26 protein-coding genes and 1 pseudogene are annotated in these 24,286 nt (G+C 63.6%); 14 read left to right on the forward strand and 13 right to left on the reverse strand.

Translation table 11 applies throughout. The annotated features are described in order from the left end of the window. Positions 1-149: 149 nt before the first annotated feature. Positions 150-398: pseudogene (locus ACM42_RS27685) on the forward strand (helix-turn-helix domain-containing protein); the annotation flags it as partial. 90 nt (positions 399-488) lie between these two features. Here the strand turns inward: ACM42_RS27685 and ACM42_RS27690 are convergent. After that, a complete protein-coding gene (locus ACM42_RS27690; protein ID WP_271530829.1) occupies positions 489-1,247 on the reverse strand; it encodes an outer membrane protein in 759 nt (252 codons plus the stop codon). Here ACM42_RS27690 and ACM42_RS27695 point away from each other — a divergent pair. The 4 genes from ACM42_RS27695 to ACM42_RS27715 all read left to right on the forward strand — a co-directional run bounded on the left by ACM42_RS27695 (position 1,201) and on the right by ACM42_RS27715 (position 5,612). Beyond that, the gene (locus ACM42_RS27695; protein ID WP_271531184.1) at positions 1,201-1,404 is read left to right on the forward strand and encodes a hypothetical protein; all 204 of its coding nucleotides are present in this window, start codon (positions 1,201-1,203) and stop codon (positions 1,402-1,404) included. The two genes, ACM42_RS27690 and ACM42_RS27695, sit on opposite strands and share 47 nt — an antisense overlap. 403 nt (positions 1,405-1,807) lie before the next feature. Then, positions 1,808-2,188, forward strand: a complete 381-nt coding sequence (locus ACM42_RS27705) for a GNAT family N-acetyltransferase (RefSeq protein WP_271531172.1) — start codon at positions 1,808-1,810, stop codon at positions 2,186-2,188. A 194-nt stretch (positions 2,189-2,382) separates the two neighbouring features. Beyond that, positions 2,383-3,894, forward strand: coding sequence for an ATPase domain-containing protein (locus ACM42_RS27710; protein ID WP_271530831.1), 1,512 nt, complete (start codon positions 2,383-2,385; stop codon positions 3,892-3,894). After that, on the forward strand, positions 3,894-5,612 hold the full coding sequence (locus ACM42_RS27715; protein WP_271530832.1) for an ATP-binding protein: 1,719 nt from the start codon (positions 3,894-3,896) through the stop codon (positions 5,610-5,612). The genes ACM42_RS27710 and ACM42_RS27715 overlap by 1 nt, the downstream gene beginning before the upstream one ends. 32 nt (positions 5,613-5,644) lie before the next feature. On the opposite strand, the gene ACM42_RS27720 is transcribed toward ACM42_RS27715, so the two are convergent. From ACM42_RS27720 to ACM42_RS27735, 4 genes are all read right to left on the reverse strand, one after another. Continuing rightward, positions 5,645-5,887: a hypothetical protein gene (locus tag ACM42_RS27720; protein ID WP_271530833.1), complete on the reverse strand. Its 243-nt coding sequence runs from the start codon at positions 5,885-5,887 to the stop codon at positions 5,645-5,647. A 145-nt stretch (positions 5,888-6,032) separates the two neighbouring features. Then, positions 6,033-7,157: a DUF2336 domain-containing protein gene (locus ACM42_RS27725; protein WP_197967870.1), complete on the reverse strand. Its 1,125-nt coding sequence runs from the start codon at positions 7,155-7,157 to the stop codon at positions 6,033-6,035. A 361-nt stretch (positions 7,158-7,518) separates the two neighbouring features. Further along, positions 7,519-11,145 (reverse strand): AsmA family protein, encoded by a 3,627-nt coding sequence (locus tag ACM42_RS27730; protein WP_271530834.1) that lies wholly within the window; start codon positions 11,143-11,145, stop codon positions 7,519-7,521. Between the two features lie 132 nt (positions 11,146-11,277). Then, a complete protein-coding gene (locus tag ACM42_RS27735; protein ID WP_271530835.1) occupies positions 11,278-12,507 on the reverse strand; it encodes a cytochrome P450 in 1,230 nt (409 codons plus the stop codon). Positions 12,508-12,630: 123 nt separating this feature from the next. Here ACM42_RS27735 and ACM42_RS27740 point away from each other — a divergent pair, with 123 nt between their 5' ends. Next, entirely contained in the window at positions 12,631-13,269 is a 639-nt protein-coding gene (locus ACM42_RS27740) for a TetR/AcrR family transcriptional regulator (protein WP_271530836.1), read from the forward strand. Between the two features lie 306 nt (positions 13,270-13,575). Here ACM42_RS27740 and ACM42_RS27745 read toward each other — a convergent pair whose 3' ends face one another. The 4 genes from ACM42_RS27745 to ACM42_RS27760 all read right to left on the reverse strand — a co-directional run bounded on the left by ACM42_RS27745 (position 13,576) and on the right by ACM42_RS27760 (position 16,588). Beyond that, on the reverse strand, positions 13,576-14,103 hold the full coding sequence (locus ACM42_RS27745) for a hypothetical protein (protein WP_271530838.1): 528 nt from the start codon (positions 14,101-14,103) through the stop codon (positions 13,576-13,578). A gap of 107 nt (positions 14,104-14,210) precedes the next feature. Further along, positions 14,211-14,705 carry a DUF302 domain-containing protein gene (locus ACM42_RS27750; protein WP_028181672.1) on the reverse strand — a complete coding sequence of 165 codons (495 nt, stop codon included), beginning with the start codon at positions 14,703-14,705 and terminating at the stop codon, positions 14,211-14,213. Positions 14,706-14,769: 64 nt separating this feature from the next. Further along, positions 14,770-15,645: an alpha/beta fold hydrolase gene (locus ACM42_RS27755; RefSeq protein WP_271530840.1), complete on the reverse strand. Its 876-nt coding sequence runs from the start codon at positions 15,643-15,645 to the stop codon at positions 14,770-14,772. A 172-nt stretch (positions 15,646-15,817) separates the two neighbouring features. Beyond that, positions 15,818-16,588 carry an alpha/beta fold hydrolase gene (locus ACM42_RS27760; protein WP_271531173.1) on the reverse strand — a complete coding sequence of 257 codons (771 nt, stop codon included), beginning with the start codon at positions 16,586-16,588 and terminating at the stop codon, positions 15,818-15,820. A gap of 212 nt (positions 16,589-16,800) precedes the next feature. Here ACM42_RS27760 and ACM42_RS27765 point away from each other — a divergent pair, with 212 nt between their 5' ends. Both ACM42_RS27765 and ACM42_RS27770 read left to right on the forward strand, forming a co-directional pair. After that, a complete protein-coding gene (locus tag ACM42_RS27765; RefSeq protein WP_271530841.1) occupies positions 16,801-17,763 on the forward strand; it encodes an AraC family transcriptional regulator in 963 nt (320 codons plus the stop codon). Between the two features lie 273 nt (positions 17,764-18,036). After that, positions 18,037-18,954, forward strand: coding sequence for a catalase (locus tag ACM42_RS27770; protein ID WP_271531174.1), 918 nt, complete (start codon positions 18,037-18,039; stop codon positions 18,952-18,954). A gap of 9 nt (positions 18,955-18,963) precedes the next feature. On the opposite strand, the gene ACM42_RS27775 is transcribed toward ACM42_RS27770, so the two are convergent. Both ACM42_RS27775 and ACM42_RS27780 read right to left on the reverse strand, forming a co-directional pair. Further along, positions 18,964-19,896, reverse strand: a complete 933-nt coding sequence (locus ACM42_RS27775; protein ID WP_271530842.1) for an AraC family transcriptional regulator — start codon at positions 19,894-19,896, stop codon at positions 18,964-18,966. Between the two features lie 421 nt (positions 19,897-20,317). Continuing rightward, positions 20,318-20,644 (reverse strand): hypothetical protein, encoded by a 327-nt coding sequence (locus ACM42_RS27780; protein ID WP_063709774.1) that lies wholly within the window; start codon positions 20,642-20,644, stop codon positions 20,318-20,320. Between the two features lie 368 nt (positions 20,645-21,012). Here ACM42_RS27780 and ACM42_RS27785 point away from each other — a divergent pair, with 368 nt between their 5' ends. The 3 genes from ACM42_RS27785 to ACM42_RS27795 all read left to right on the forward strand — a co-directional run bounded on the left by ACM42_RS27785 (position 21,013) and on the right by ACM42_RS27795 (position 21,970). Then, on the forward strand, positions 21,013-21,279 hold the full coding sequence (locus ACM42_RS27785; RefSeq protein ID WP_028181642.1) for a hypothetical protein: 267 nt from the start codon (positions 21,013-21,015) through the stop codon (positions 21,277-21,279). After that, a complete protein-coding gene (locus ACM42_RS27790) occupies positions 21,272-21,568 on the forward strand; it encodes a hypothetical protein (protein WP_271530843.1) in 297 nt (98 codons plus the stop codon). Before ACM42_RS27785 ends, ACM42_RS27790 begins: the two co-directional genes overlap by 8 nt. A gap of 123 nt (positions 21,569-21,691) precedes the next feature. Then, positions 21,692-21,970, forward strand: coding sequence for a DUF1488 domain-containing protein (locus ACM42_RS27795; protein WP_271530844.1), 279 nt, complete (start codon positions 21,692-21,694; stop codon positions 21,968-21,970). A 91-nt stretch (positions 21,971-22,061) separates the two neighbouring features. Here ACM42_RS27795 and rpsU read toward each other — a convergent pair whose 3' ends face one another. Continuing rightward, positions 22,062-22,337, reverse strand: a complete 276-nt coding sequence (gene rpsU / locus ACM42_RS27800) for a 30S ribosomal protein S21 (protein WP_100234872.1) — start codon at positions 22,335-22,337, stop codon at positions 22,062-22,064. Between the two features lie 433 nt (positions 22,338-22,770). Here rpsU and ACM42_RS27805 point away from each other — a divergent pair, with 433 nt between their 5' ends. The 3 genes from ACM42_RS27805 (at position 22,771) to ACM42_RS27815 (ending at position 23,593) form a co-directional block, all read left to right on the forward strand. Continuing rightward, complete coding sequence (locus tag ACM42_RS27805) at positions 22,771-22,980, forward strand: cold-shock protein (protein ID WP_124160095.1); 210 nt, start codon at positions 22,771-22,773, stop codon at positions 22,978-22,980. A gap of 97 nt (positions 22,981-23,077) precedes the next feature. Next, positions 23,078-23,320 (forward strand): transcriptional regulator, encoded by a 243-nt coding sequence (locus tag ACM42_RS27810; protein WP_271530845.1) that lies wholly within the window; start codon positions 23,078-23,080, stop codon positions 23,318-23,320. Positions 23,321-23,371: 51 nt separating this feature from the next. Beyond that, the gene (locus ACM42_RS27815) at positions 23,372-23,593 is read left to right on the forward strand and encodes a hypothetical protein (protein WP_271530846.1); all 222 of its coding nucleotides are present in this window, start codon (positions 23,372-23,374) and stop codon (positions 23,591-23,593) included. Positions 23,594-23,881: 288 nt separating this feature from the next. Here ACM42_RS27815 and ACM42_RS27825 read toward each other — a convergent pair whose 3' ends face one another. After that, on the reverse strand, positions 23,882-24,235 hold the full coding sequence (locus ACM42_RS27825; RefSeq protein WP_271530850.1) for a hypothetical protein: 354 nt from the start codon (positions 24,233-24,235) through the stop codon (positions 23,882-23,884). Between the last annotated feature and the right edge of the window lie 51 nt (positions 24,236-24,286).

Below are 24,286 nucleotides of genomic sequence, written 5' to 3' on the forward strand. Positions count from 1 at the left end.
TGAGCCAACCGATACAATTGGGAGAAGCAAGCGGGTCATCCTCATCTCCTGATTTTGTCGATTGCCGTGCGTAGGATCCAATGACCCTTTGCCTCGCCAGAACGCAAGACCGGTCACTCGCCTCCACTCTGGCGACCCGTTGATCCGCGTCGATGGAGCGGGTTGCCGCCTTCCTGATCGAAATGGACAGGCGGCTCACCGCGGCAGGCATTCTCGCGCTGCCGATGACCCGGCGCGACATCGCGGATTATCTCGGCCTGACGCTCGAGACCATCTCGCGGGCGCTGTCGTATTTGCGCAAGCTCGGCATCCTTCGCTTCATCGACAACAACCAACGTCACATCGTCATCATGGACAGAAGGCAACTCGCCGACCTCGACCGGCAGAATTGGCGTTGAACGCGCCGGACATCCCTCGCGTATGTTCGGCGGCCCGTGAAAAAGGCCCCGGTCGATGCCGGGGCCTGAGTTCACCGGGAAGACTTGAGGTCAATAGCGAGCCGCGACCGGCGCCCCGTATCCGCCGAAGCGGTAGTTCAACCGAAGCGTGACCAGGTCCACATCCTGGCTGACCCCGCTACCGGTGAGGATGAACCCTCCGGGCGTGACCACGCCTGCGTAGCCGAAATTGTCACGACCCATCCAGAGATGGTCATACTCGATGCCGAACGACCAGTTCGGCGTGAAGCTGTATTCCCAGCCGACACCCAGAGCGCCGCCCCAGCGCGTGTGGCCTGCCGAGGCCAGGCCGACCCCGGTGACGTTGTTGAATACATCGAAGCGATTGCGCGTCACGGCTGCGCCGCCCTTCACGTAGAATAGCGAGGCGTTCCAAGCCCAACCGAGTTGGGCCGTGAACAGCCCGATGGCGTCGATCTTGCCTGTGGTCGAGATCAATGGATCGATCAGGCTGACGCGCGTGTTCTTGATTTCGGCCCAATCGCCCTGCGCTTCCAGGCCGAGCACAAACTGATTGATTTGCCAGCGATACCCGATCTGTCCGCCCACGAGGCCTCCGGAGCGATCGGCGCAACCGCCTGCGACTGTCCCTGCGGGCGTTACGAAATCAACGCAGCCATGGCTCTGCCCCCAGCCTCCGTTGGCGCCAATGTAGAAGCCGCTCCAGTTGTAGACCGCCGCCACCGGCGCCGGCGGCGGCATTGCTTTGACGGCCATGTCGGCTGCCATGGCCGGAGCCGTCATGCTCAGCGCCGCGAAGCCGATCGCAGCTATTGAAAATCCCTTCATCGTCTCATCCCCTTTGCTCGTATATTCTTCCGTTGAAACGAGCTCTTATGCAGGCTGGCGTGCACAAGTGCTGCGAACATCCAAAAGTTTAGGCGCGAGCGGACTTCAGGCCCGTACCAAAATGGCAACACTCAAGGGCGATCGCTATGCATGGTAACGTGCTTAATCGGCATCCGACGTTCGAGGCGCTGCGGCGTCGTCCTCTTCCTCGGCAAGCCAAGCGGCGATGCAGGACGCTGGAATGAGTCGCCGGGGAAGGTGCGGATTGATCGTGCCAGCGAAGACAGCGAGGCCATCATCGAGCTTTGCGCGCGCGAACAGCTTGGCCTCGGCCTCTGTCGCAAACGTCTTCGTCTCACGCGGGCTCCGCGCTCTCAAGAGCAGACCCCGTTTTCGAAGTTCAAAGGTGACGTACCAAGTCGAGATCATTGCGCACACCAAGATGGCACCAGCCTTTGCCATGCGTTTTGGTGCGGCTGTCATCGGCGTGCTTGATTCAGATCAAGCTGCTGCCCGACCATATCCCGTGAGCAGTCAACACGCCGACCTCGTCGCGCTGCATCTCGATGCGGAAGTGGGACCGATATGGCTTTGGGCTGTGGGCGCTGCGAACGAGCGACGGGGCGTTCGCAGGACGGGCGGGCCTCCGGCACATCCTGGTGGATGACATCGACGAGATCGAGATCGCCTACGCGTTCACGCGCAGTCTCTGGGGCCGGGGACTTGCCGGTGAGATCGCGACGGCGATGACGCGCATCGGACTGACACAGCTCACGCTAACGTCCGTCATCGGCATCGTGAATGTCGAGAACGGTGCATCCCGCCGCGTGCTGGAGAATTCGAACTACCTCCTCGAGCGGAGCACGAACCGCCACGGCGAGGACGTGGTGATCTACCGCATCCGCTGTGAATGTCCCAATCACCGGATTGGAGCGCGCTGAAGTTCGGATCGGCTTGTGTTCAATTTTGAACCGACAGAACGAGCGTCATCCGCACCTACTTCTGAACGGCAGGACACGGCTCGCCGGGAACTCGGCCGCTGCTGAAGAGTTCCTTGTACGGACCTGTCTTGGTCCAGCCCAGCTTGTAGACGCTTGGGCAACAGCGTGCTTCCGAAACCTGCGTAAGGGGTTCAATGACTAGGCCATCCCGGGCCGCTCCAGACAGCGCCCTCAAGGATTTACCGAGAGTTTCGACCGGCAGTGACGGCCTGGATGACATTCTGGGCGGCGGCTTCGACGCCAATCGGATGTATCTGTACGAGGGGCGGCCGGGCACGGGCAAAACCACTATTGCGCTCCAATTCCTTCTCAGCGGCGTGCGTGATGGCGAACGCGTGCTCTATATTTCCCTGTCCGAAACCAAGCAGGAGCTGACTGTGGTCGCGCAGCGGCACGGCTGGTCCCTGCAAGGGGTGGACATATTCGAGCTGGTCCCGCCCGAGACCACGCTCGATCCGGAGCGGGAGCTCACGGTCTTCCATCCCGCCGAAATGGAATTGAGCGAAACGACGGGTCTGATCTTCAAGGAAGTCGAACGGATCAACCCCACGCGCGTGGTGCTCGACAGCCTCTCCGAGCTGCGTCTGCTCGCCCAGAACCCGCTTCGCTACAGGCGTCAGGTGCTGGCCTTGAAGCACTTCTTCACCAACCGCAATTGCACCGTCGTGCTCCTCGACGATCTCTCGTCCTCCCAGGACGATCTGCAACTGCATTCGATTGCGCACGGCGTCGTCATGCTCGAACAGCTCGCGATCGATTACGGGGCAGAGCGACGACGGATCCGCGTGATCAAGATGCGTGGCATTCGATTCCGCGGCGGCTTCCACGACTTTACGATTGCAAAGGGCGGGTTGCGGATCTTCCCGCGCCTCGTGGCGGCCGAGCATCACAAATCGTTTCCCGGCGAGTTCACGCCCAGCGGCAATCCCGAGCTGGACCAACTCCTCGGAGGCGGGCTCGAGCGCGGCACCAACGCCCTGTTCATCGGCGCTGCCGGTGTTGGCAAATCCTCGCTCGCGCTCACTTATGCGATAGCGGCCGCGGAACGTGGCGAGCACGCTGCGTTTTTTGCCTTCGATGAAGGTCGTGGCACCGTGGAAGCTCGTGCCCGGACGCTTGGCCTGCCTCTCGAAAAGCACGTCGAGTCCGGCCTTATTCGGTTTCAACAGATCGATCCAGCCGAGCTGTCGCCGGGCGAGTTCGCGGCAACCCTGCGCCGGAGCGCGGAAATCGACAACGCCCGCGTGGTCATCATCGACAGCCTCAACGGTTACCTGAACGCGATGCCGGACGAGCGGTTTCTCATCCTGCAAATGCACGAACTGCTGACCTACCTGGCGCAGCAGGGCGTGCTCACCATCCTGATCCTCGCTCAACATGGGCTGGTTGGTCCGATGGATACGCCGCTCGACATCAGCTATTTGAGCGACGCAGTGCTCATGCTGCGCTATTTCGAGTCCGGCGGATCGGTGCGGCGCGCCTTGTCTGTCGTCAAGAAGCGCAGCGGAAACCACGAGCACACCATCCGCGAATTTCGGCTCGGCAGCACCGGTGTCAAGCTCGGCCCGCCCCTCACGAACTTCATGGGCATCTTTTCGGGCAATCCGCGTTATACCGGCACGGACATCCCCGAAGGATCGGCCTGATGAGCGCCGACCGCGGTCACCGTGTTCTCATTTTCGCTCCGATCGGCCGCGACGGCCCGGCGTCGGCCGAGCTTTTCCGCGGTGCGAGCCTCGAAGCGGTCAACTGCCGAAGTCTGCCCGAACTCGTCAGCGAGATGAGTGCCGGCGTGGGCGCGGTCTTTCTTGCCGAGGAAGGACTATTCGGGAAAGACACGGCGCCGCTCGCTGAATGGATCGCGAGCCAACCGCCATGGTCCGACCTCCCCTTTGTCGTTCTCACCAGCCATCGAGAGCAGCCCGCGGTCGTCGCCTGGCGCCGCGACATCGTCGCCCTGCTTCGCAACGTTTCGCTGCTCGAACGACCGGTCCAGCCGATCACGCTGACCAGCGCGGTTCAATCGGCGATGCGGGCGCGGCGGCGTCAATATGAGATCCGGGCCCTGATCGCAGCGCGCGAGCAGACTGCGCAGGAGCTCGAAAAACTGGTGGTCGAGCGCACGCGAGAGCTGAAGGAGGCCAACGAGCAACTGCGTCTCGAAATGAACGAGCGCGCTCGCGTCGAGGAGACGCTTCGCCAGGCGCAGAAAATCGAAGCCATCGGCCAGCTCACCGGCGGGGTCGCGCACGACTTCAACAATCTGCTGATGGTGATTTCCGGCGGCCTCGACATGCTCGACCGCCAGACGGATCCAAACCGGCGCCGGCGCCTGATGGACGGGATGGTCCAGGCCGCGCAGCGCGGCGCCAGCCTGACCAAGCAGCTGCTGGCATTCTCACGCCGGCAGAGGCTGCGCCCCGAAGCCGTCGACGTCGCCATGCAGATCGGCGGTATGCGCGAGCTGCTCGATCGAAGCCTGCGAGGCGACGTCCACGTCGAATTCGACTTCCCGGATGCTCTTTGGCCGGTGGAGGTCGATCCCGGCGAGCTCGAGCTGGTCATTCTCAATCTGGCCGTCAATGCCCGGGATGCGATGCCCAACGGCGGCACCATCGTCGTCCGCGCCGAGAATCTGCCTGATCTGAATGACGGGGAGATCGCCGGCGACTATGTACGACTGTCGGTCATCGATACGGGCGTCGGCATGCCTCCGGAGATCCTGTCGCGGGTCTTCGAGCCGTTCTTCACGACCAAGGACGTCGGCAAGGGGTCCGGACTGGGGCTCGCGCAGGTCCACGGGTTTGCGACCCAGTCACGCGGGACAGTCCGCATCAAATCTCAAGTCGGTCGGGGCACCCGCATCGAGCTCTACATGCCCCGCTCGTTGAATCCCGCTTCCAAGCAACGACACTTGATCGATTTCAACAGGGCGGTACGGCCGAAGAAGAACGGCCAGGGCCAAATCCTGCTGGTCGAAGATGACGACGAGGTGGCCGCACTCGTTGGTGAGATGCTTGGTCAGCTCGGCTACGAAGTCACGCGGGCCGCCAGCGCTGCAGCTGCTCTCGGTGCTCTGGCCGATGGTCGTTCTGTCGATCTCGTCTTTTCGGACATCATGATGCCGGGCGGCATGAATGGCGTGGAACTCGCGCGGGAGATCAGGAGACGGCGCAGCGACATACCCGTACTGCTGACCAGCGGATACGCCGAGGCCGCGATCCATGAAGCCGAAACGGCGGGTATCCAGATATTAGCCAAGCCGTATCACATCGACGAGCTGGCCGCGGCGCTGAATGCCGCGAAGTCGACCCTTCAAATTGATACGCAATCCAAACGCTCCGGCTCTTTCCTGAACTCTTGAGGTTCGGTGCGTCAGGCAGGATTGACCGACGCCTACCGGAAATACCCCAGCACGAGATCGACATCCGAGCTGCCCGCGACCGCGCCGTTCAACTCCGCGTCGATGACGCGACGGCAGGCATCGACGGCGGCGTGGTCGCCGAGATCGTTGGCGGCTTCCAGCACGAGCCAGGCGGCGTCCACCGACGCCTTGTCCGGTGCTCCGCCGCCGAGATCGGCGGTGACGGCATTGCCGAGGTTTTTCTTGCGAACGGCGGTTCCGAATTGAGGCAACATTGCAAATACTCCCCTTCGAATTCCGGGATGATGCTCAGTGCACCCGACTAAAGCGCGATGCGACCAGGATGAATCATCGCGCTTCAGGTTGTTGTTTAAGCATGATCTTTTCGGAAAACCGCTGCGCACTTTTCCGGATCATGCTTTAGTGGACCTGGAACTCGGGCTGACGGCCCGTAACGGTCTCGGCACCCGCGCCATTCTTGCGCGACTGGTAGAACTTCAAGATGCTGCGCGAGGTCTCGATCTTGAGCCGGCCGTACTCGCGCTCGTTGTCCTGGAGCTCGCGCGCCGTGATCAGGTGATCCTTGGCACCGAGGAACAGGAGCGACATCGTCGTGTCCCAGGAGAAGTCGAGCGCCTTGCACAAGACCAGGATCATCTCGCGGTTGCGGTCCATCAGCGCGCGCTCGATCACGTCCACGGGCAGCGACGAGAGCAGCGACAGGCCGATCTGCACCTCGTCGAAGCGGTGCTGGCGCGCATAGTTCGAGATGGAGTCCTGATTGAGGTTGCCCTGCCGATACTGCGTCGTGACCACGCGCTTGGCGACGAAATAGCTGCGCGAGGACGGGCCGAACTTGGACTGGAGATCGCCGGTGAGCTCGGTCACCGAGCTCTGGATCTGCGCCATCATCTCGGGCCTCTCGGTCTCGAGGCGGCGGCGGACGTCTTCCGACGCCTTCGAGATGAGCTGCTGGAAGATGTGGCGCGGCACGTCCTTGCGCAGGCCAAGCTGTTCGGCGAGAATCGAGTCGCCCTCGGCGCGGCGGACCATGTGCAACAGGCCCGATCCGGAGAAGCGCGCGCCGTCGTTCCTGGCAACCGACGTCACGACCTCCTGGTTGCCGCGCTTGACCAGCACGTCGGTCACGGCCTCGCCGATCGACTTGCGCTGGGCGATCGCGAGCAGATGCGACTGGCTCTTGGTCAGGGCGCTCTCGACCAGCATCTTCTCGTCGAGACGATTGGATTCGCGCAGCACGGGACCGGCGACCTCGATCTCGTCATCGAGCGCGAGCTTTTCGATGACGTTGAGCGGCGCGTGATCGCAGGCCGCCATCAGCTCCGAGAGCTGCGCCCGCGCGGCGACCTCGATCTCCTCGGCGAGCCGACCGATGACCTCGCCGAACGTGGAGATCTCGTCGTCGCTGTAGCGGCCCGTGATCAGGATATCGGTCGCATGCCACAACGCCTTCGCCCGGCTTTCGTCGGTGCCGCGCGCGATCGCGTCGTCCAGATCCTGTAGAAGCGATTTCGCCCCGTTCATCTCGATCACCCCAGTTCTTGGTAGCCGTTTGGCAAGCCGTCCCGCCGCTCTTGGCGCGACGCCGAATTCCTCTGGGAACCGACGCTAGAGATGAAACGCGAGAATTCAGTAAAATCGGCAAATCAGTTTTGCCGACGAAAATTCGTTCAAATGCGAGGGGACGCGTTAACGGAAGAGCAAGGTGCTGCGCGGGAGGTGCGCTCCCTCTCCCGCTTGCGGGAGAGGGTCGGGGAGAGGGTGTCTCCGCAATGGGACTTTCCCCTGGAGGAGAAAGCCCTCACCCGCGCCTTCGGCGCGACCTCTCCCGCAAGCGGGAGAGGTGAGCGAGCCCGCGGCTCGGTCCGGGCAAACCAAAAGCGCGCTACGGATTCTGCGGCGTCAGCACCAGCGGCGGCTTCGGCCTGGGCTTGGCGGGCGGCGGGCCCGGAGCCGGCTTCACCTCGATCGGCGGCGGCAGCGGAGCGGCCTGCTGGCTTGCGAGCGGCGGGCTGGGCGCGGCGGGAGCGGCCTGCGGCGCCCGCGGCGTCGGCGCGGGCCTCGACTCCGCCTTGGGCCTTGCCGGCATGCGGCGCGGGTCCTGACCCGGCAGGGGCACATGGGCCGGCGCCTGCTCAGGCGCTGCATCCGGAGACACCAGCGTCGGCAGCGCAGCGGTGGCCGGCGGGGGCTCGCCGCGTTCGATGGCATCGAGCCGACGCGTCTCGCGATCGATCGTGCGCACCGCAAGCCATGACGACAGCGGCGTGAGGTCGATGGTGCGGCTCAGCCTGTCGGGGGGCCCTGCCGCGAACAGCTGGATCTCCGGCGGGGCGCCGGAGAGGCCGGTCATGATCGGCGTCAGGCTGGCGCGGATGTCGGCCTGGTCGGCGGGAATGTCGTAGCCGCCGGAAACGATGGCGCGGGCGTTCTTGGCCTCCAGCGACGTCGCGCCGACGCGCAGCCGGCCGTCGCGGATCGTGAACGGGATCTGTGCCGAGGCGATCGTAATGGGAGCGGCCGACAGCGCGGGCTCGACGAGCTGCCGCAGACGGTTGTCGTCGGCGACCTGGCCGCCGTCGCTGGCGCGGATCGCGATCTCGAACGCACGCGGATTGAGGCCGCTGATTTCCGCGGACTCGAGCGTCACCGTGCCGTTGCCGGCGAGCGCGCCGGTGAGGGCCGCGACGCTGCGGCCCTGGCTGGTCAGCGCCATCTGCACCGAGGCGCGCCCCTTGGACAGCGCGAGGTCACGATAGCGCAGCGTCGCCGCATCGACATTGCCGAGCTCGATGCGCGCGTTCAGCGCAAGACCATTCGCGCCGTTGAGCGCGTCGAGGCTCGCGGACATCTCGCCGCCACCGACGCCGCCCTTGAGCGCATCGAACGCGAGCGACTGCCCGTCGCTCCGGATCGTGCCGCCGAAGGGGCGCAGCTCGATGCCGCCCGGCAACGTCCCGCGCAAGGCCTGGAAGGCGATGCGGCCACGCCAGCCGCCGACGAGTCCCGGACTGAACGGCTCGCCGGACTCATGTCCGGCCGCGCCGATCGCGATTGCGAGCGCCGGCGCAAGATCGAGCGAGTCGAGGCCGACCTCGCCGTCGACGCTTTTCTCCTGATCGAGCGTCATCGAAAGATGCCCGCGCAGATGCGAGCCCGCGGCATTGCCGTCGAGATCGTCGAAGGTCAGGCGATTGCCTGACAGCGTGAGGCGGGAAGACAGGCTGACATTCTGCGCCGATGTGTCGGCCGGCCCGGTGCCGAGCAGCGGCGCCAGATTGACGTTGCGCACGCGCAGGTTCACGCTGGCCTTCGGCTCCGACAATTCGACGCTGCCTTGCGCATCCGCATCGAGCCCGCCGCCGCTGAGCTTCGCGTTCAATTGCAGCGGTCGCCGCCAGGCGCCGCTCAGCCGGCCTTCGAATTGCGAGGCGCCCTCGCCCGCGGCCACGACGCGATCGAGCCCGAGCAGCGCCAGCAGCGCGCCGGCCTGCGATGCCGAGCCCTTGGTGTCCAGCGTGAAGTCGCTGTTGCGCAACCTTTCGAGGTCGATCCCTCCGATGGCGGCCGCCGGCGTCTGCGCGACCAGGGTCGTGGTCGCCTTGAGCTGCGGCGCGTCGAGGTCGAGCACGATCCGGGCATTGCTGCGATCGGCATGCTCGGTGTTCCTGTCGAGGCTGAGATCGAGCTTGAGACGGGTCGCGCCGGGTGATGACGGCAGGGCATCGAAGCGAGCGCGCACCGCTGGCGCAAACGGCTCGATCAGCGCGGTGAGCTCACGCAGCGAATTGGCCGAGGATTTCAGCGCGAGCTTGCCGGTGGCTTTGGTGCGGTCGAAGCTGCCGCTCGCCTCCGTGGTCACGCCGCTGGCCTGGCCGAAGCGCAATTGCTCCAACGACAGCGATGCGGGGCTGTAGGCGAGCTTGGCTGCGAACGGCCGCAGCTCCTGTCCGGCGGAGATCGCGCGGCCGATAGCGAGCGAGAGTTTCGCCTCGTCCGGCCACTCGCCCTGCGGCCCCGCAAGCGCGCGGACGAAACTCGCGGCGGCATCGAGGTCGAGCCGGTCGGCCTTGAGCTCCGCGTCGATCCGCGAGCCCTTGCTCGCGCCGGTCTGCACGAAGGCGATGCGGCCTTCGACGGCGCCGCCGTCGATGTCGGCCTTCAGCCTGTCGATGGCGAGGTGATTGGCGGCGATGGTCACGTCGCCGGCGAGGCGCAGCGGCCGCGTGCTGCGGCGGCTGATCTCGCTGCGACCCTGGAGCCAGGCCACCAGCGTGTCCGGGTCGGACGATTCGACGCTGAGCCGGCCGCTGAAACTGTCGGCGCCGGGAGCCGCGCCATTGAGCGAGAGCTGCGTCATGCCGGGCGCGCGCAGCTCGAACCGCCGGAAGGTCCAGGAGCGTCCGTCGGTCTGAAGCTCGGCCGCGATGTTCTGGAGCGGACGGCCGCCGAGCATGATCTGATCGGCGTTGAACTCGATCTGTGCCGGGATCGGCGTCTGCGGGATCGCCGCAAGGCCCGCCCGCAGCGCCGGCAGGACGCGCTGCGCATCGGCATCGTCCCTGGCCGTCAACCTGTCGGCATCGACCTGCCGCGCCGACAGCACCGCGCGGAGCAGCGGCGAGGCACCGAACCTGAGATCGCCGACGCCGCCGAGCTTCAGCGCGGTGTCCTCCGTGCCGAAGCTCGCGTCGATCTGCTCGAATTTCGCGCCGGCCGGATCGGCCTTGAGCCTGGTCGCGAGCTTCCAGGGCGTCGGCCCCGCCTCTCCCGCCTTCTTTGTCGCGGGCACGGCGAGCGTCAGCGCGCCGTCGAATTTCGGCTGGCGGTTGTCGAAGGCGAGCACACCTTCAAGATCGGCGAGGATGGCGCGCTCGCCGGGATCGATGTTGAAGTGGAGACGGGTCGCGCTGCCGTCGGCGCTCGGGCCGGAGGAGACGCGGAATGGGTAGCGCACCCCGGCAGCGCTGAAACTGCCGTCGCCCCGCACCGAGCCCGCGAGCGAGCGCACGTCGCCGGAGAAGGCGATGTCGTTCAATTCGAGCGTCGAGCGGCTGGCAGCGTCATGCAGGGCGATGCGGCCGGTGAGATTCAGCCGCTCGATGGCGAGGGATGCCAGGTTGAAGGTGCCGCTCGCGCTCGACGGCAAATCGACCCGCCCGCGCGCATCCAGGCCGAGATCGACCGCCATGCCGCCCACCGAAAGCTCCGTGGCGCGCCACTCGCCGCGCATCAGGGAGCCCAGGCTGAACTCGACGTCGAGCTTGTCGGCGCGCAGGCGGCCGAGATCGTTGTTGCCGCCAAAGGTGACGCCGCGGAGCCGCAGGGTCGGCGCCGGCAGCAGCCGCGCGTCGAGCTCGCCCGCGACCCGTACCGGCACGCCGATGATCTTGCCGGCCTCCGCCTCGAACTGGGGCCTGAACTGGTTCCAGTCGACGTAGTAAGGCCCGATGAGCGCGGCCAGCAGCGCAATGATGAAGGCAATCGCCAATCCGAGCAGCGTCGTCTGCACGGGTCTCCCCTCGGCCAAACCGGCCCGGGCCGAACCTGAGGGCCTCAGGCGCGCCGGAACAGCCCCTTATATAGAGGGAAGTGTGGCGAAGTCACAGCGACTGTTGCGCGCGGAGGTTAACGCCGGCAGGCCTCACCAGCTCGCCGGCAACCGCTTCAGGCCACGCAGCACGAAGGTCGGCCGCCATTCCGGGTTTTCGACGTCGTCGATGCGCAAGTCGGGCAGCCGCCGCAGCAGCGTGGCGATGGCGATCTCGGCCTCGATGCGCGCCAGCTGGGCACCCAGGCAGAAATGGATGCCGCCGCCGAACGACAGCGGCTTCACGTTCTGGCGGGTGACGTCCAGCCGGTCGGGCCGATCGGGATAGACCGCGGGATCCCGGTTGGCCGAGCCGAGCAGGCACAGCACGGTCTCGCCCTTGGGAATCTTCGCGCCGCCGAGGTCGACATCCTCCAGCGCGACGCGCCCGGTCATCTGCACCGAGGAATCGTAGCGCAGGAATTCCTCGATCGCGCCCTCCATCAGCTCCGGCCGCGCCTTGAGCAGCGCCAGCTGATCCGGATTGCGGTGGAGCGCGAGCAGGCCGTTGCCGATCAGGTTGACCGTGGTCTCGTGGCCTGCACCGAACAAGAGGATGATGTTGGCGGTCAGTTCCTCGTTGGTGAGCTTGTTGCCGTCCTCCTCGGCCTGCACGAGCTGGGTGATGAGATCATCCCCGGGAGTGCGGCGGCGCAGCTCGAACAATTGCTGGAAATACATCTGCGCCATCAGGTTGCCAGCGTTGCCCTGTTTGATCTCCTCCGCAGACAAGGGCACGGGATCGAGCAGCCGCCCGCCGTCGCGCGAGCTCTTGTAGAAGACTTCGCGGTGCTCCTCGGGGATGCCGAGCATGTCGCAGATGATGGTGACGGGCAGGCGGAAGGCGAAATCCTCGATCAGGTCCATGTGGCCGCGATCGATCACGGCATCGATGGCCTCATCGACGATCTGCTGGATTCGCGGCCGCATGTCCTCGACCCGGCGGGCAGTGAAGGCCTTCACCACGAGGCCGCGCAGGCGGGTGTGGTCGGGAGGATCGGCTTGCAGCATCCAGTAGCTCATGCTGCGAAACACCGGCTCGTTCATGATCTCGGGGCCGTAGCGGCGCGTGGTGCGCTCGACGAAATCCTTGCCGAAGCGCTTGTCGCGCATCACGAGGCTGACGTCAGCGTGGCGGCTGGTGACGAACTGGCCGAACGGCGTCACATGGATGGGATCGAGGGTGCGCAGCCGGTCGTAATGCGGATAGGGATCGCGGATGAAGTCCGGCGAGAGCGGGTTGAACAGCGGTCCGCCTCCGGCGCCTTGCACGTGCTCGTTCATGGTGACCTCAGACCGGTTGCCGCATGAATCGAATACGCCGGGCAGCCCCTCATGCGCAGCGTAACCATCCCTGAAACTCGATACATTGTTGTATTGAATTGCAGTCTGCCCTAACCTGTGCCGATGTCAAGGGTGAGAACGAGACCGACCAGGGACGACACGCGCGACAGGCTGTTCGAGGCGGCCGCCCGCGTGTTCGAACAGGACGGCATCGGCGGCGCCAGCATCGAGGCGATCGCGGCGGCGGCAGGTTATACCCGCGGGGCGTTCTATTCCAACTTCAAGAGCAAGGACGAACTGATCATCGCCATGCTCGAGGACCATGTCGAGCAGTCGATCCGGCGCAACATGGACATCCTCGCGCAGCACGACAATCTCGACGATTTCATCGCGGCGCTGAAGACGATGGATCGCAGCCGGCAGGATCCGCTCGGCCGCTCGCCCCTCCTCCACATGGAGATGATCCTGTTCGTCGCACGCGCCGAAAAGCGTCGCCCGGAGCTTGCCAAGCGCCTGCGCGCGCGGCGCAAGCTGGTCGCCGACATCGTCGAGGCGACATTGAAGAGCAACGGGCGCAACGACAATCTGAACCCGCCCTGGATGGCCTCCGTCGTGCTCGCGCTGGAAGACGGCTTTCGCCTGCACCGGCTGATCGATCCGGAGACGACGCCGGCCGACAGTTTCCTGCGCGCGATCACGGATCTCAGGCGCAGGACGGGATTGGCGTCGGACCACGTCGAAGTGGTCCGCGTCGAGCCCTGATCGGGCCTCATCGGGACCGACCGGCTCCACGGGCCAATACAGGAATTCCCCTCCGACCTCGCGGTCGGTTAGGTTGACCCGTAGTCGGAGACCGATCGGATGGATGCGTGGACTCATCAGGTCGTTTGCGGCATTCGACCCGTCGCATACTTTCGCCAGCGGCCTCGTCGCGACAAATTCCGGCCGACCGCTCAATCGGTCGTGAGGTGTAAACCGAACGCCACTTTGACCGGGCCAAACCGACTCGATTGACCCGAGCGGACCTGCCGCCGGAGGCGTCGCCGCCGAACAGTCGAAGCCTTGCGCCTAGTCCTTCGCGGTCGGTACGGGCGGCACCGGCAGAATGATTTCGGAAGCGATCTTCCAATCTTTCTCGACGCGAAGCCAATTGATAATCATTAGAAACGGCTTGGCTGTTCCGTCCTGCCCCGCATAAGAGACCGTGATGTTCATCGGCACATAAGACTCGGCGACGTCACGGGTCAGACCGACAACCTTGAGCTTGGAGTAATCCGGCTCAAGCACGACCGGACCGGAGCTGCCGATATCGTGAAGCTTCTGATCAATCGCCTCGTTGCCCCAAAAGCCGGCCCAGTTCCCCTCAGACTGGATCGCGCTCTTAGCTACCAATAGTGTGGAGGGCGATTGCCAGAACATCTCATGGAGAGCCTTGAAATCGTGCTTGTTGGCCAATTCCATCAGCCTGCCGAACTTCGATTTGATCGCGCTAAGGGTCGCAGCATCCAGCGGCTCTTTCCTGATAGCGGAATCAGACGCGACAGCCCCGGCGGAAAGAACCGAGGCAGTGACAGTGACAACAAGTGTCTTGTACATGCGGGCATTCCCTTTCGACGTCTGGCTCGCGTCATGATAACGCCTGTCGCGTTCCGCGATTGATATGAGTTACCCACTCCATCGGCCGAAGATTTCATCAGAGCGTTTTAGCCTGCACACTCGCGTAGCAAGGTTGTGATTTTCGTATCGAGATCTCGGGCGACGGCAAGTGCTTTCGAGCTGCCATAATGCAGTAGATAACTCTCCATTTTATCGTAAGAGACGTGCACGCCATCGGGACGCTCATCGACGAGTACTGTGACTGGAGCATAAGATCCAGCATCGGGCACGTGCTTGACCATTTCTTTCATGATGAGTGGATTGCCTACCACGAACCGTTTGATCTTGGGCGTCCTGGATCCAGTTTCGCGACGCAGAATGTCGCCCAAGTCGAATTCCGCGAAGAGCATAAGGTCGGTCCGGCCGAGGCCGCGTTGTACGACGCGCTCCAGATCCGGGAAGGAGTTTGTAGCCCTCGTCTCTTTGAAAAAGTTGACCATGTCAGGTTGACCGATCGCGGACTTGAGGGTGGCGACAACAGCCTCGAATGGCTTTGCGCTCGTGAGGCTGAAACGTTCCACCTCGACTTTAGCGATTGTCATTTTGTCCTCCGTGACAACTATCATTGATGAGGTGCGTCCGATGGTGCGTCGGAACGCGGCGAGATCATGCAGCCGCGGGATGTGCTTCCAGGAAGGTCCTGACGTGGCTGACGAACATGTCGGGATACTGAAACAGGGCACCGTGCCCTGAATCGGGATAGAGGACCAACTGAGCGTTGCCGAGTTCCTTGAACATTGCGTAGGCGTTGTTCGCGGGCAGCATGGTGTCGTGGCTGCCGCTGACCACAAGAGCGGGCTGCCGGATGGCGCGTAGAATGGCGTGCTCGGGATCAGGTGTGGCGCACCAGGTGATCAGAGCCTTGGCCTGCGGATCGGTAACCGCGTTGCCGTTATCGGTGTCCCGATCGTCCTTGCGCAACTTCGTCCGCTTCAGGAAGGCCAAGCCTGACGACCGGCTGGCGGACGACTTCGTGAAGAACAGCGGTAGACGGGGATCCGGCGCATCGGTTTGGGAAAACGCCTCCTGCAGAACCGCTAACAGGTGTTCCTCTCCGCCTCTTGGCGCGGTGCCGACGAGGATGAGTTTCCGGACCAGCCTTTCGTGCTCAGCTGCGATCTGTTGGGCGACGCAGCCGCCGAGAGAAAAGCCCAGCAGGTCAACCTCAGAAAGGCTGAGGAGATTGATGAAGGCGAATGCATCCCTCGCCATCGCAGCGATATTGTCAGGCGTTTGGCCGGTCGAGCGACCGACCCCAGCATTGTCGAATGCGATGACGGGGCGATCGGCGGCAAGACCGTTGACGACGGCGGGATCCCACGCATCAATGTTGCCGGAGAAGTGCTGCAGGAGAACTAGCGGCGTTCCGGTCGCGGGGCCGAGGCGACGATAGGCGAAGCGGATTCCGTGGCCTTCGACGTAACGGGTCGGTGCCGTTTCGAGCGTGGCCGCGTCGTGGCTCGCGATGTCGAGTTGAGTCATGTCATCCTCCGGATGTAAATAGTCGAGTGGGGATTGGCCTAGCCGCGCGATCGAGACCTTGGATGTCGCTGGCCCTTCCGCGGCTTTGTCTGGTTCGCCATCGCGGTCCGCGTTCTGCATTCTCTGAGCGAGCGGGCGCGCTCCCGGCGCGAAAGGACCGGGAGCGGTACCGTTACTTAGCGAGTGCGGCCTTTTCGATTGCCTCGGCGACTTGCTTCGCATGGACGACGAGCGAGGCATGGCTACCGGCGACTTCCGTCGTCTGAGCCTTGATCCTGGCTGCGAACGACTTCTGCGCCTCCGGCGCGAGGACCTTGTCCTTCGTGCTGATGACATAGAACGTCGGCTTGTCATGCCAGGCCGCAATGTCGACGGGGGCTTCGAAGGCAACGTGATTCAACGGAAGCTGCGAGTTGGCGAGGTGCTCAGCGATTTCCGGAGGAAGGTCAGCCGCGACGGCTGACGGAAACACCTTGGGATCGATGTACAAATTGCCCTTTGCGTCGGGATGGATCGCTTTGCCGCCTTCGGTCGGCGGACCGGCCTTTGCCAGCGACGCCAGGGATTCACCGACCTCTGGCGCGAAGGCCGAAACATAGACCAGCGCCGAAACCTTGGGATCGTTGCCGGCCTGCGTGATCACTACGCCGCCCCAGGAGTGGCCAACCAATACGGTCCTGCCGTCCTGCTTCGCGAGCGCCTGTTTGGTGGCATCGACGTCGGCGGCGAGCGAAGTGAGCGGATTTTCCACGAGCGTAACGTTGTAGCCCTTCTTCGTGAGAATATTGGCAACGGGCTGCCAGCTCGTCTGGTCCACGAAAGCGCCGTGCACGAGCACGATGTTGTGGGCTGCTCCCTTCGGGAGTTCTGCGGAATGGACGGAGCCAGCCAAGGCCGTTCCGGCCAGAAGGACGGTGGCGACTGAGAGGAGGATATTTCGCATTGATAATTCCTGTTGGCATGTCGGACGAACTCGGTCCGGCGGAATGGACAGGCGTTTCCAGCAAGGTCGCGGTTCTTGCATCTGCCATCGGCAAGATGGTTGCCGTACGTGACGTCGGCCCGCGGCATGACCTAGTTCGCGGACAGTTCGGACGATAGAGATCAATCGTCCGGATGTTGTGTCGGATCGTCCACTGGTCTAGCTTTGGCGACATGGACATCCTCGCCCAAGTGCTCGATCGTGTTCGCCTCGGCGGCACGCTGCTCTTTCACTTCGAGCTCGGCCATCCCTGGCATCTTGAGTTGCCGGCGCGCCCCTACGCCCTGTTTCACTATCTCAGCGAGGGCTCTGCGACCCTGGCGCTCGGCCAGGGTCCGGAAATCCAGATGAGCGAGGGCGATTTTGTCGTCATCACACGCGGCGAGCCCCATGTCTTTTATTCGGATCGCCGGGCCAAGCCTCTGCGGATCATAGATATCGATCGAGCGTCGTCGCGGTTTGGCGTCATCCGCCACGGCAGCCGAGCAAAGCCACTCTCGACGATGATCTGCGGCAATTTCACAGTGTCACGGCCGCTGTTTGGCAGTGTGCTGGAGCTACTGCCGCCCGTGCTCCTGCTGAAGCCGACAACGGACGGAGGTTGGCTTGAAGCGATCCTGCGCCGCATGGTCAGCGAGTCCGCGCTTGAGCGTCCCGGTCAACGCGTCGCGCTCTCACGACTGACGGAAGTGCTCTTTGTCGAGGTGCTCCGAAGTTGGATCGCGTCTCTCAGTCCCGGACAAGGCGGCTGGCTCGGTGCCATATCTGACCCACATATCGGACCGGCACTCAAGCTGATCCACGAAAACCCGGAGAAGCCCTGGACCCTGAGCGACCTTGGCCACCGCGTGGGGCTCGGCCGCTCGGTGTTTTCGGCGCGCTTTACCAAGCTCGTCGGCCAGTCCATGCACCGTTATGTGGTCGAACGCCGCATGGCGGAAGCGGCGTTCCTGCTGGAAGCCAGCGATGAGCCCATCGCGCGAATTGCCAGCAGAGTTGGTTACGAGACAGCGGCGGCGTTCTCGAAGTTATTCCATCGACATCACGGCGTATCGCCTGGCCGGTACCGAATATCCCGTCGCTCTGACACCGGCGAAAGGCAAGGAGACTTTCAGGAAGCAGCGGTCGCCGATTAGGTTTGTAGCGGCCATCTATGGCAGGTCCCGCTACTGGCCCATCTGCGACCTGCGAGACCATTCGCTCTTCGGCGTAGGCGGCAGACCGAACATCAGGCGGCCATCGCTTGTTGAGGACATGCCCTAGTCGTGTCTCGAGCGAGCGGCTGGTCCCGAGCCAGCGAGTTGCGAGATTCGTCGCAGGATCGGACAAGGCATGTCCGCTTTGGGAAAGATTTTTCGGCGCACCCTGCGCCACAAACAAGCCCATCGCTCGAATCCAAAGGTTCCGTTCTGACTCAGCCCCCGAACGGCGCAGCCACACCGATGTCCGTTGTCGATGTCCTGAGGGCGGTTGCCGGTCTTCAGCCCAAGGTGCGCGCGAGTTTTTGCTGGGGCCGATGCGTTCGCGGCACCTATGCCCCCTCGGATCAGGCCAAGGAGATCACCAAGTCCCGCAGCTTCACCATGCCCTCCCGGGTGCTGGCGCGTTTCTCGGCGGACGGCGTCTCCGCGAACGCGGTCGATACGGACGGTCGCTCGCTGCGCGGCTTCAGCTTCCGGCTCGGCGGCGGCAATCAGAAGTCCGAGATTCTCACCCAGAGCGCCCCGGTTCATTTCGCCAGAACGCTCGACCAGATGCTGGCTTTCCTGCAGGCGCGCATGCCGGGACCGGACGGCAAGCCGGACATGGCTCGAGTCGAGGCATTCTCCGCCGCCAATCCGGAGACGCTGCGTCAGGCAAGCTACCTTGCCGCGAATCCGCCGCCGGCAAGCCTCGCCTGCACGACCTATTGGGGCGTGCACGCCTTTCCCGCAACGAACGCGAAGGGTGAGACACGGTTCATCAAGTTCAAGGTCGCGCCGGTCGGCGAAGAACGCAGGTCGGCCGAGGACGCGGCCAAGTCCACCGGCTTGCTGCGCGATCTCGACTCCCGGATCGCGGCGCGCGATGTCAGGTTCAGCGTGATGGCGCTGCTGGACCGTCCCGGCGATCCCGTCATGGACGTGACCATCCGTTGGCCCGACGAGGATGGACGCGAAGCGGTGCGCCTCGGAACGATCGTGATAACGGGCACTGAACCAAACGAAGCGTGCGACGCGTCCGTTTTCAATCCAGCCAATCTTGCCGAAGGCATCGGCCATCCGCCGGACGAGATGTTTGCGGCGCGGCGCGACGCCTACGCCATCTCTCAGACAAGGCGCAGCTGAGCGGAGGGGTCACGTTTCGCCGTCCGGCACGCCCTGCGCCTCACGGCGCCACATTCCCGGGCTGATGCCGACCGCCGAGGAAAACACCCGGGTGAAGTGGCTTTGATTGGCGAACCCGGCCGATATCGCGATCTCCGCCAGCGACAGGTCGCGCACCGTCATCAATTGCTTGGCCGTGTCCACGCGCTGGCGCAGCAGCCATTGATGCGGCGGCAGGCCGGTCGACACGCGAAATGCGCGCGAAAAATGACTGACCGACAGATCGAACTCGGCTGCGATCTTCTCCAGCGAAAGCTTTCCGCGGAGATCGGACTCCAGCCTTTCACAAGCCCGCTTCACCTGCCAGGGGGCGAGGCCGCCGCGCGCCGGCTCGGCGGCGCGCCGCAACCCGCCATAGGTCGTCGCAACATGTGCGGTGAACGCAAGCATCATGTGGTCGATGAAGAGCTGGTTGGCCTCTTCAGGCTGCCGCAACGCCGCCAGGAACGACGCGCCGAGATGGCGGATCGTCATATCGTCGTGGCCAACGCCGGGCTGATAGGCGAGCTCACCGATCCGCGGCGCGCCGCTTTGCCTCGCCATGTCGTCCAACGCCGAACGGGGCAGATGGAAGAACAGAGAATGGAAGGGCTTGTCGATCACGTAGCGCGGATCGCGTTTCAGGTCGTACAGATAAGTGGCACCGGCGCGGATATCGCGCTTGATCACGCATCGGCCGCGCTCCCAGCACTCGCAATCAGCGAAGTCGCGGAATTTGAGGCTGACGAGATAGGCGTCCTCCGAGGGCATCGACTCGGAGAGACGCGTAATGGGATGGTCATCCCGTGTCTCGGTGACCGCGAGCTCGGCGCTGCGCAGCGAACGCGTGACCAGCGTTGGCGGCGCATCCTTCAAATGCAAGAACCGTTCGAGCTTCTGCGCGAGGGCGCCCGCCTGTGCCATGGAGAGTGTCTCATATGTGAGGAGCCTGGGGAGCGGAGGCGCCGCACCAGACCCACGCAATTATCCGACATCGGCAACCGACGGTCCAGATTTGCGCGTTGGAACGCTAGCCGCGTGCCCCCTCGCCGCAGCTATCGTTCACAGGACGTTTTCACAAGAGATTTCAACGAATTTTGATGCCTCTCGCGCGATCTCCGTTCAATGCCTCGACAACTCGTCGTCCGCCCATCGTGCATTTGTGAAAGCGCGCACCTGCTTGGAGCATCCGTCACCGGCTGATCAATCCTGGCACGATGCCCGCCGACAGCTTCTTTGCGCGCGATCACGGAGTTGCGGCGTCGGAGGGGATCGGCGTCGCATCAGAACCTGTGCCTTCAAGCGCTGCGCGACATGTTTGTCGCGCCTCAAATGCAGCTCCTCGCTACTTCTTCTTCGCAGGTCCGAAATCCGGCTGCCACGCTACATCCTTGCGGGACGGGGCCGCGGCGATCACCTTGGCTTTGTCCTTCTTCGGCTTCTTGGCTTCGCGGTTGCCGCGTTGCTGGCCCTTTGCCATGTCGCTCTCCTTTGCTGGTTTAAGTTCATCGAATTCGTTCGGCTGCAGGATCCGGCCGCGCGGGGTGCAGACCCTGACGTCCATGTAGCCCTCGCGAAGCAGTTTTTCCGCGAGGCGTAGCGCGACCGCCGCAGTCCCGCGGCCGAGATTGGAACTGCCGTATTCGTTGGTCCCGCTGACCAGATACGGCACGCGTGTTGTCCTACCCATTGAGGACCGCGGCTGCACACACGAGAAGCAGAGGAAAAAGCGGAACGATCATCGATGGCACGATCCATTCCGATATTCGAACACGCGACATCGAACGCTCCTGCGAAGCCTTCGGCGGGAGCACACATGCCCTCGGTCACCGGTCGAAGCCATCGAGAAGCGCGGTAACAACAACAATCCTACGCCCGCGCCGAAACAATAGCGAGCGTTAAGTGCCTCTTGCCGTCGCACCGCGACATTACCGTTCGTACGGAAACGGAAACGATAATGCTGGCTATTGCCGCGCCAAAGGCGCATGCTCGCGCCAGCGGCACCGGTTGGGGCTTCACTTGCGAAAGGCAGGCGTGCGCATGACCATCCGCTCGCGGCGAGAGACCGTCACCTTCAGGCATCCGTTCCACATCCGCGGCATCGAGCGCATCTTGCCGGCCGGCGCCTATGAGGTCGTCACCGACGAGGAGACGATCGAAGGCCTGACCTTCGCCGCCTATCGCCGGGTTGCCACGATGATCACCGTGCCCGCCGAAGGTGGGGGCGGTGCCATGGAGATGCTGTCGATCGGCTCTGTCGATCTTGCGAATGCGCAAGCTGCAGACGCGAGCATCGCCAATGACTGACCAGCCGGTCGATCTCGACAAGCGCCGTGGCATGGCCGCGCAAAAGGCTACCGACCTGCGCCGCGCGCTGGCCGATGTCGAGGCCCATGTCAGAGAGCTGCGCGAGCGCGAGGCCGATCTCGAACATCGCATGATGACGGTTCCCGCTGCGTCCTGGCCGGAGGCCGCTGTGAAGGCGCGCCATCTGCTCAACCTCTATGCTGCGAGCTTGCCGACTGAGGACACGCGCCATCGCGCGCTCGTCTCGGCGCTGTTCGACGATTTCGTCCGGCTGTCCGGAGAGGGCTGAGCGACGGCCGCCAGCATTCTCGACACGTGCATGCTCGGCGGGAGCCGGAAAGCGGGCGCGCGGTACCGGTCAATGATTGGATGGCGCGAACTGCAAGGAAGCCAACACGTAACGGAGTGAGCCATGACACTGACCAGCGGCCGCTTTATCGACCACGAATACGACCGGATGATCGTCCGGTTCTCGATGCATGACGGCGCCCGGGAGATTCCTTGCGCGATCTCGACCTCCGCGATGGATGATCTCGAGCGCGGCGCGCGAGTCAAGCCCGAGCAGCGGGAAGCCCAATTCGCCCGTCTACGCGATCGCATCGAAGCATGCGCCGAGAGCAAATATCGCGCCACAGAGTTCGAAGGCACGCCGCCGGGCATCGTGCTTCGCGGCATCGATTTCAGGCTATAGCGAAGACAGCAGCCGCGGCCTGGCCAGGCCTTTCTGCGGCCTCCCAGGTGACGCGGCCGTCATGGCATGAGATCCGGAATCAAGATCGCTTCTACTCCGACCTTGCCTTGATCTCCGGCAGGGGCGGCTTGCGCTCGAAGGGTTTCTTTTTCGGTGGCGCGGGCAGCAATCCCTCCCTGATCGCCTGCTTCCGGGCGAGCTTGCGGGCGCGGCGAATGGCCTCGGATTTCTCGCGGGTCTTTCTCTCGGACGGCTTTTCGTAGGAACGGCGTTGCTTCATTTCCCGGAAGACGCCCTCGCGCTGCATCTTCTTCTTGAGAACACGGAGTGCCTGCTCAACATTGTTGTCTCTGACGAGTACGTGCAATTTGATCCTCCTGGGCTGCGAATGCGACACGTCCTGCAGGGCAGCCAATTGCGCAGGAGCTCATTGCGATTTTTGAGGATAGTGGGGGCGACAATGTCGCGGCTTCGGACGAGCCGATCTGCCTGTCACGGCGAGCAGCTTGTTACCGTCAACGTGACCACTGTCGCGCAGCGCTGTCAATCGATAACGTCCTGCTTGCAGGTCGACGGACACACGCAAAGCGCCTCGATCGGAACAGTAGACCTGGCTCGCAGAAATCAAACTGGCTTCGCTCCTTGCAAAATCGCGAAAGCCGTGTATATTGGGGGTCGTTCGATTAGCCGCTGTGCCTTGTTGAATGCGCCCGCGGGCTCCTTTTCCAAAGACATCGACGAAGTTGAAGATAGCCGCGTGAATGTCGCGCGGGATGCGCTTGCGCGCTTTGGAGAAGAAAATGACGACAGGTACAGTCAAGTGGTTCAATGGCCAAAAGGGCTTCGGTTTCATCCAGCCGAGCGACGGCGGCAACGATGTGTTCGTTCACATCAGCGCGGTTGAACGAGCTGGTCTTGCTGGTCTCGGCGAGGGCCAAAAGGTCAATTTCGAGATCAAGACCGATAAGGTGCGAGGCAAAGCCAGCGCTGAGAATCTCTCGCTGGCCTGATATCGTGGCGCCGTTTCACGGATGTACTGAAACGGTTGCTCTACCCGCTCAATCCTGGGATTGAGTGGGTTTTGGCCGTTGTGGATCCGGGTGAGCGATGAGCACCAAGAAACCGGCAGAGCCGTCATCCGAAAGCATCGCGCGTTCCGATCGCAGGCGCCTCGCCGCTGAAGAGGGAGCGCGGGCGTTGGCAGATGTCGAAAGGCAGGCCATCGAGGTTCGCAAGAACATGGCGCGGCTCCGAGAGGTCCGCGAGGCGAAGCAAGCGGCTGATGAAGCTCTTCGAACGGCCTTGCCGGCGCCTGCGCTCAAGAAGCGTTCGAGGAAGCCGGTACGATAGTCATATTCAACACCGCCGGCGAAATCTGAAGAGCCGATCCTATGCCGGAGGGTGCAGATCGTGCCTAGAATCAAGCCAGACCACGGAACCATCACGTTCTTTCTCGCGTCCGGCGCCAATCGGCAGATGTGCCGGCTTGCCACGACATTCAGCACCCAGAAGCAGGCCTTCAGCTATCTACAGAAGCACCGAACGGAGTTCGAACGTATGGCGCGGGCGCGCCTTGCTTCAGGGGAGCTCGAAGACGGGATCGTCGTGCTTCCGATGCTCTAAAGCATGATCCGGAGAAGTGCGCGGCGGTTTTCGTGCTTTAGGTCGTCCTCTCGGACTGGCTTCGTCGTTCAGCTTCCCTCGCCAACCGTTCAGCCTTCAGTCGTTCCCGATTTGCGTTGAAGGCCTGCTCCGCCTTCTCGTGATCAGTCGCGGGCTTCGTCGCGGGCTGCTTGAAGAGGTTGTGCGCCTCCTCCGCTGCATGCGATTGGGAATACCGTCTCATTGCTTGTCCTCCATGTCGCTGGCGGTTCGAATTCCTCCGGTGTCGGCGGCTTCCTGGTGCTCGGCCTATTGTCGGATCGGCTTGCTGCGCTTGGACCGATCAACTCGCACGCGATCGAATTCCTTGGGCCCGTCGAGCAGATCCCCCTTGCGGACTGCCCTGTCCTCCGCCGTCGTCGTCGTGTCGCCCATGCGATCGATCGCATCGCCGGCCATCTTGCGAGCGCGCCGCTTCTGGCGATCCGGCTCGGCGTGCAACGCAAGCCCCAGTTCCACCAAGCGGCTTATTGCCTCGGACAGGCTGGGCTTGTCGCTCTGACAGGCGATCCATGCCGTGATGGCCTTGAGCTGCGGTTGCGAAGGTCGAAAGCCTGCCGCTCGGGCGGTGGCGCTGCTTTCCGGTCTTTTCATCGGGCCCATGCAGTTTGCAAACAGGACGTGGCGCGGTGCCCCTCCGGCGGATGTCGAGGA

The organism is Bradyrhizobium sp. CCBAU 25338, from assembly GCF_028128965.1.
GTDB classification, from domain to species: Bacteria; Pseudomonadota; Alphaproteobacteria; order Rhizobiales; family Xanthobacteraceae; genus Bradyrhizobium; species Bradyrhizobium liaoningense.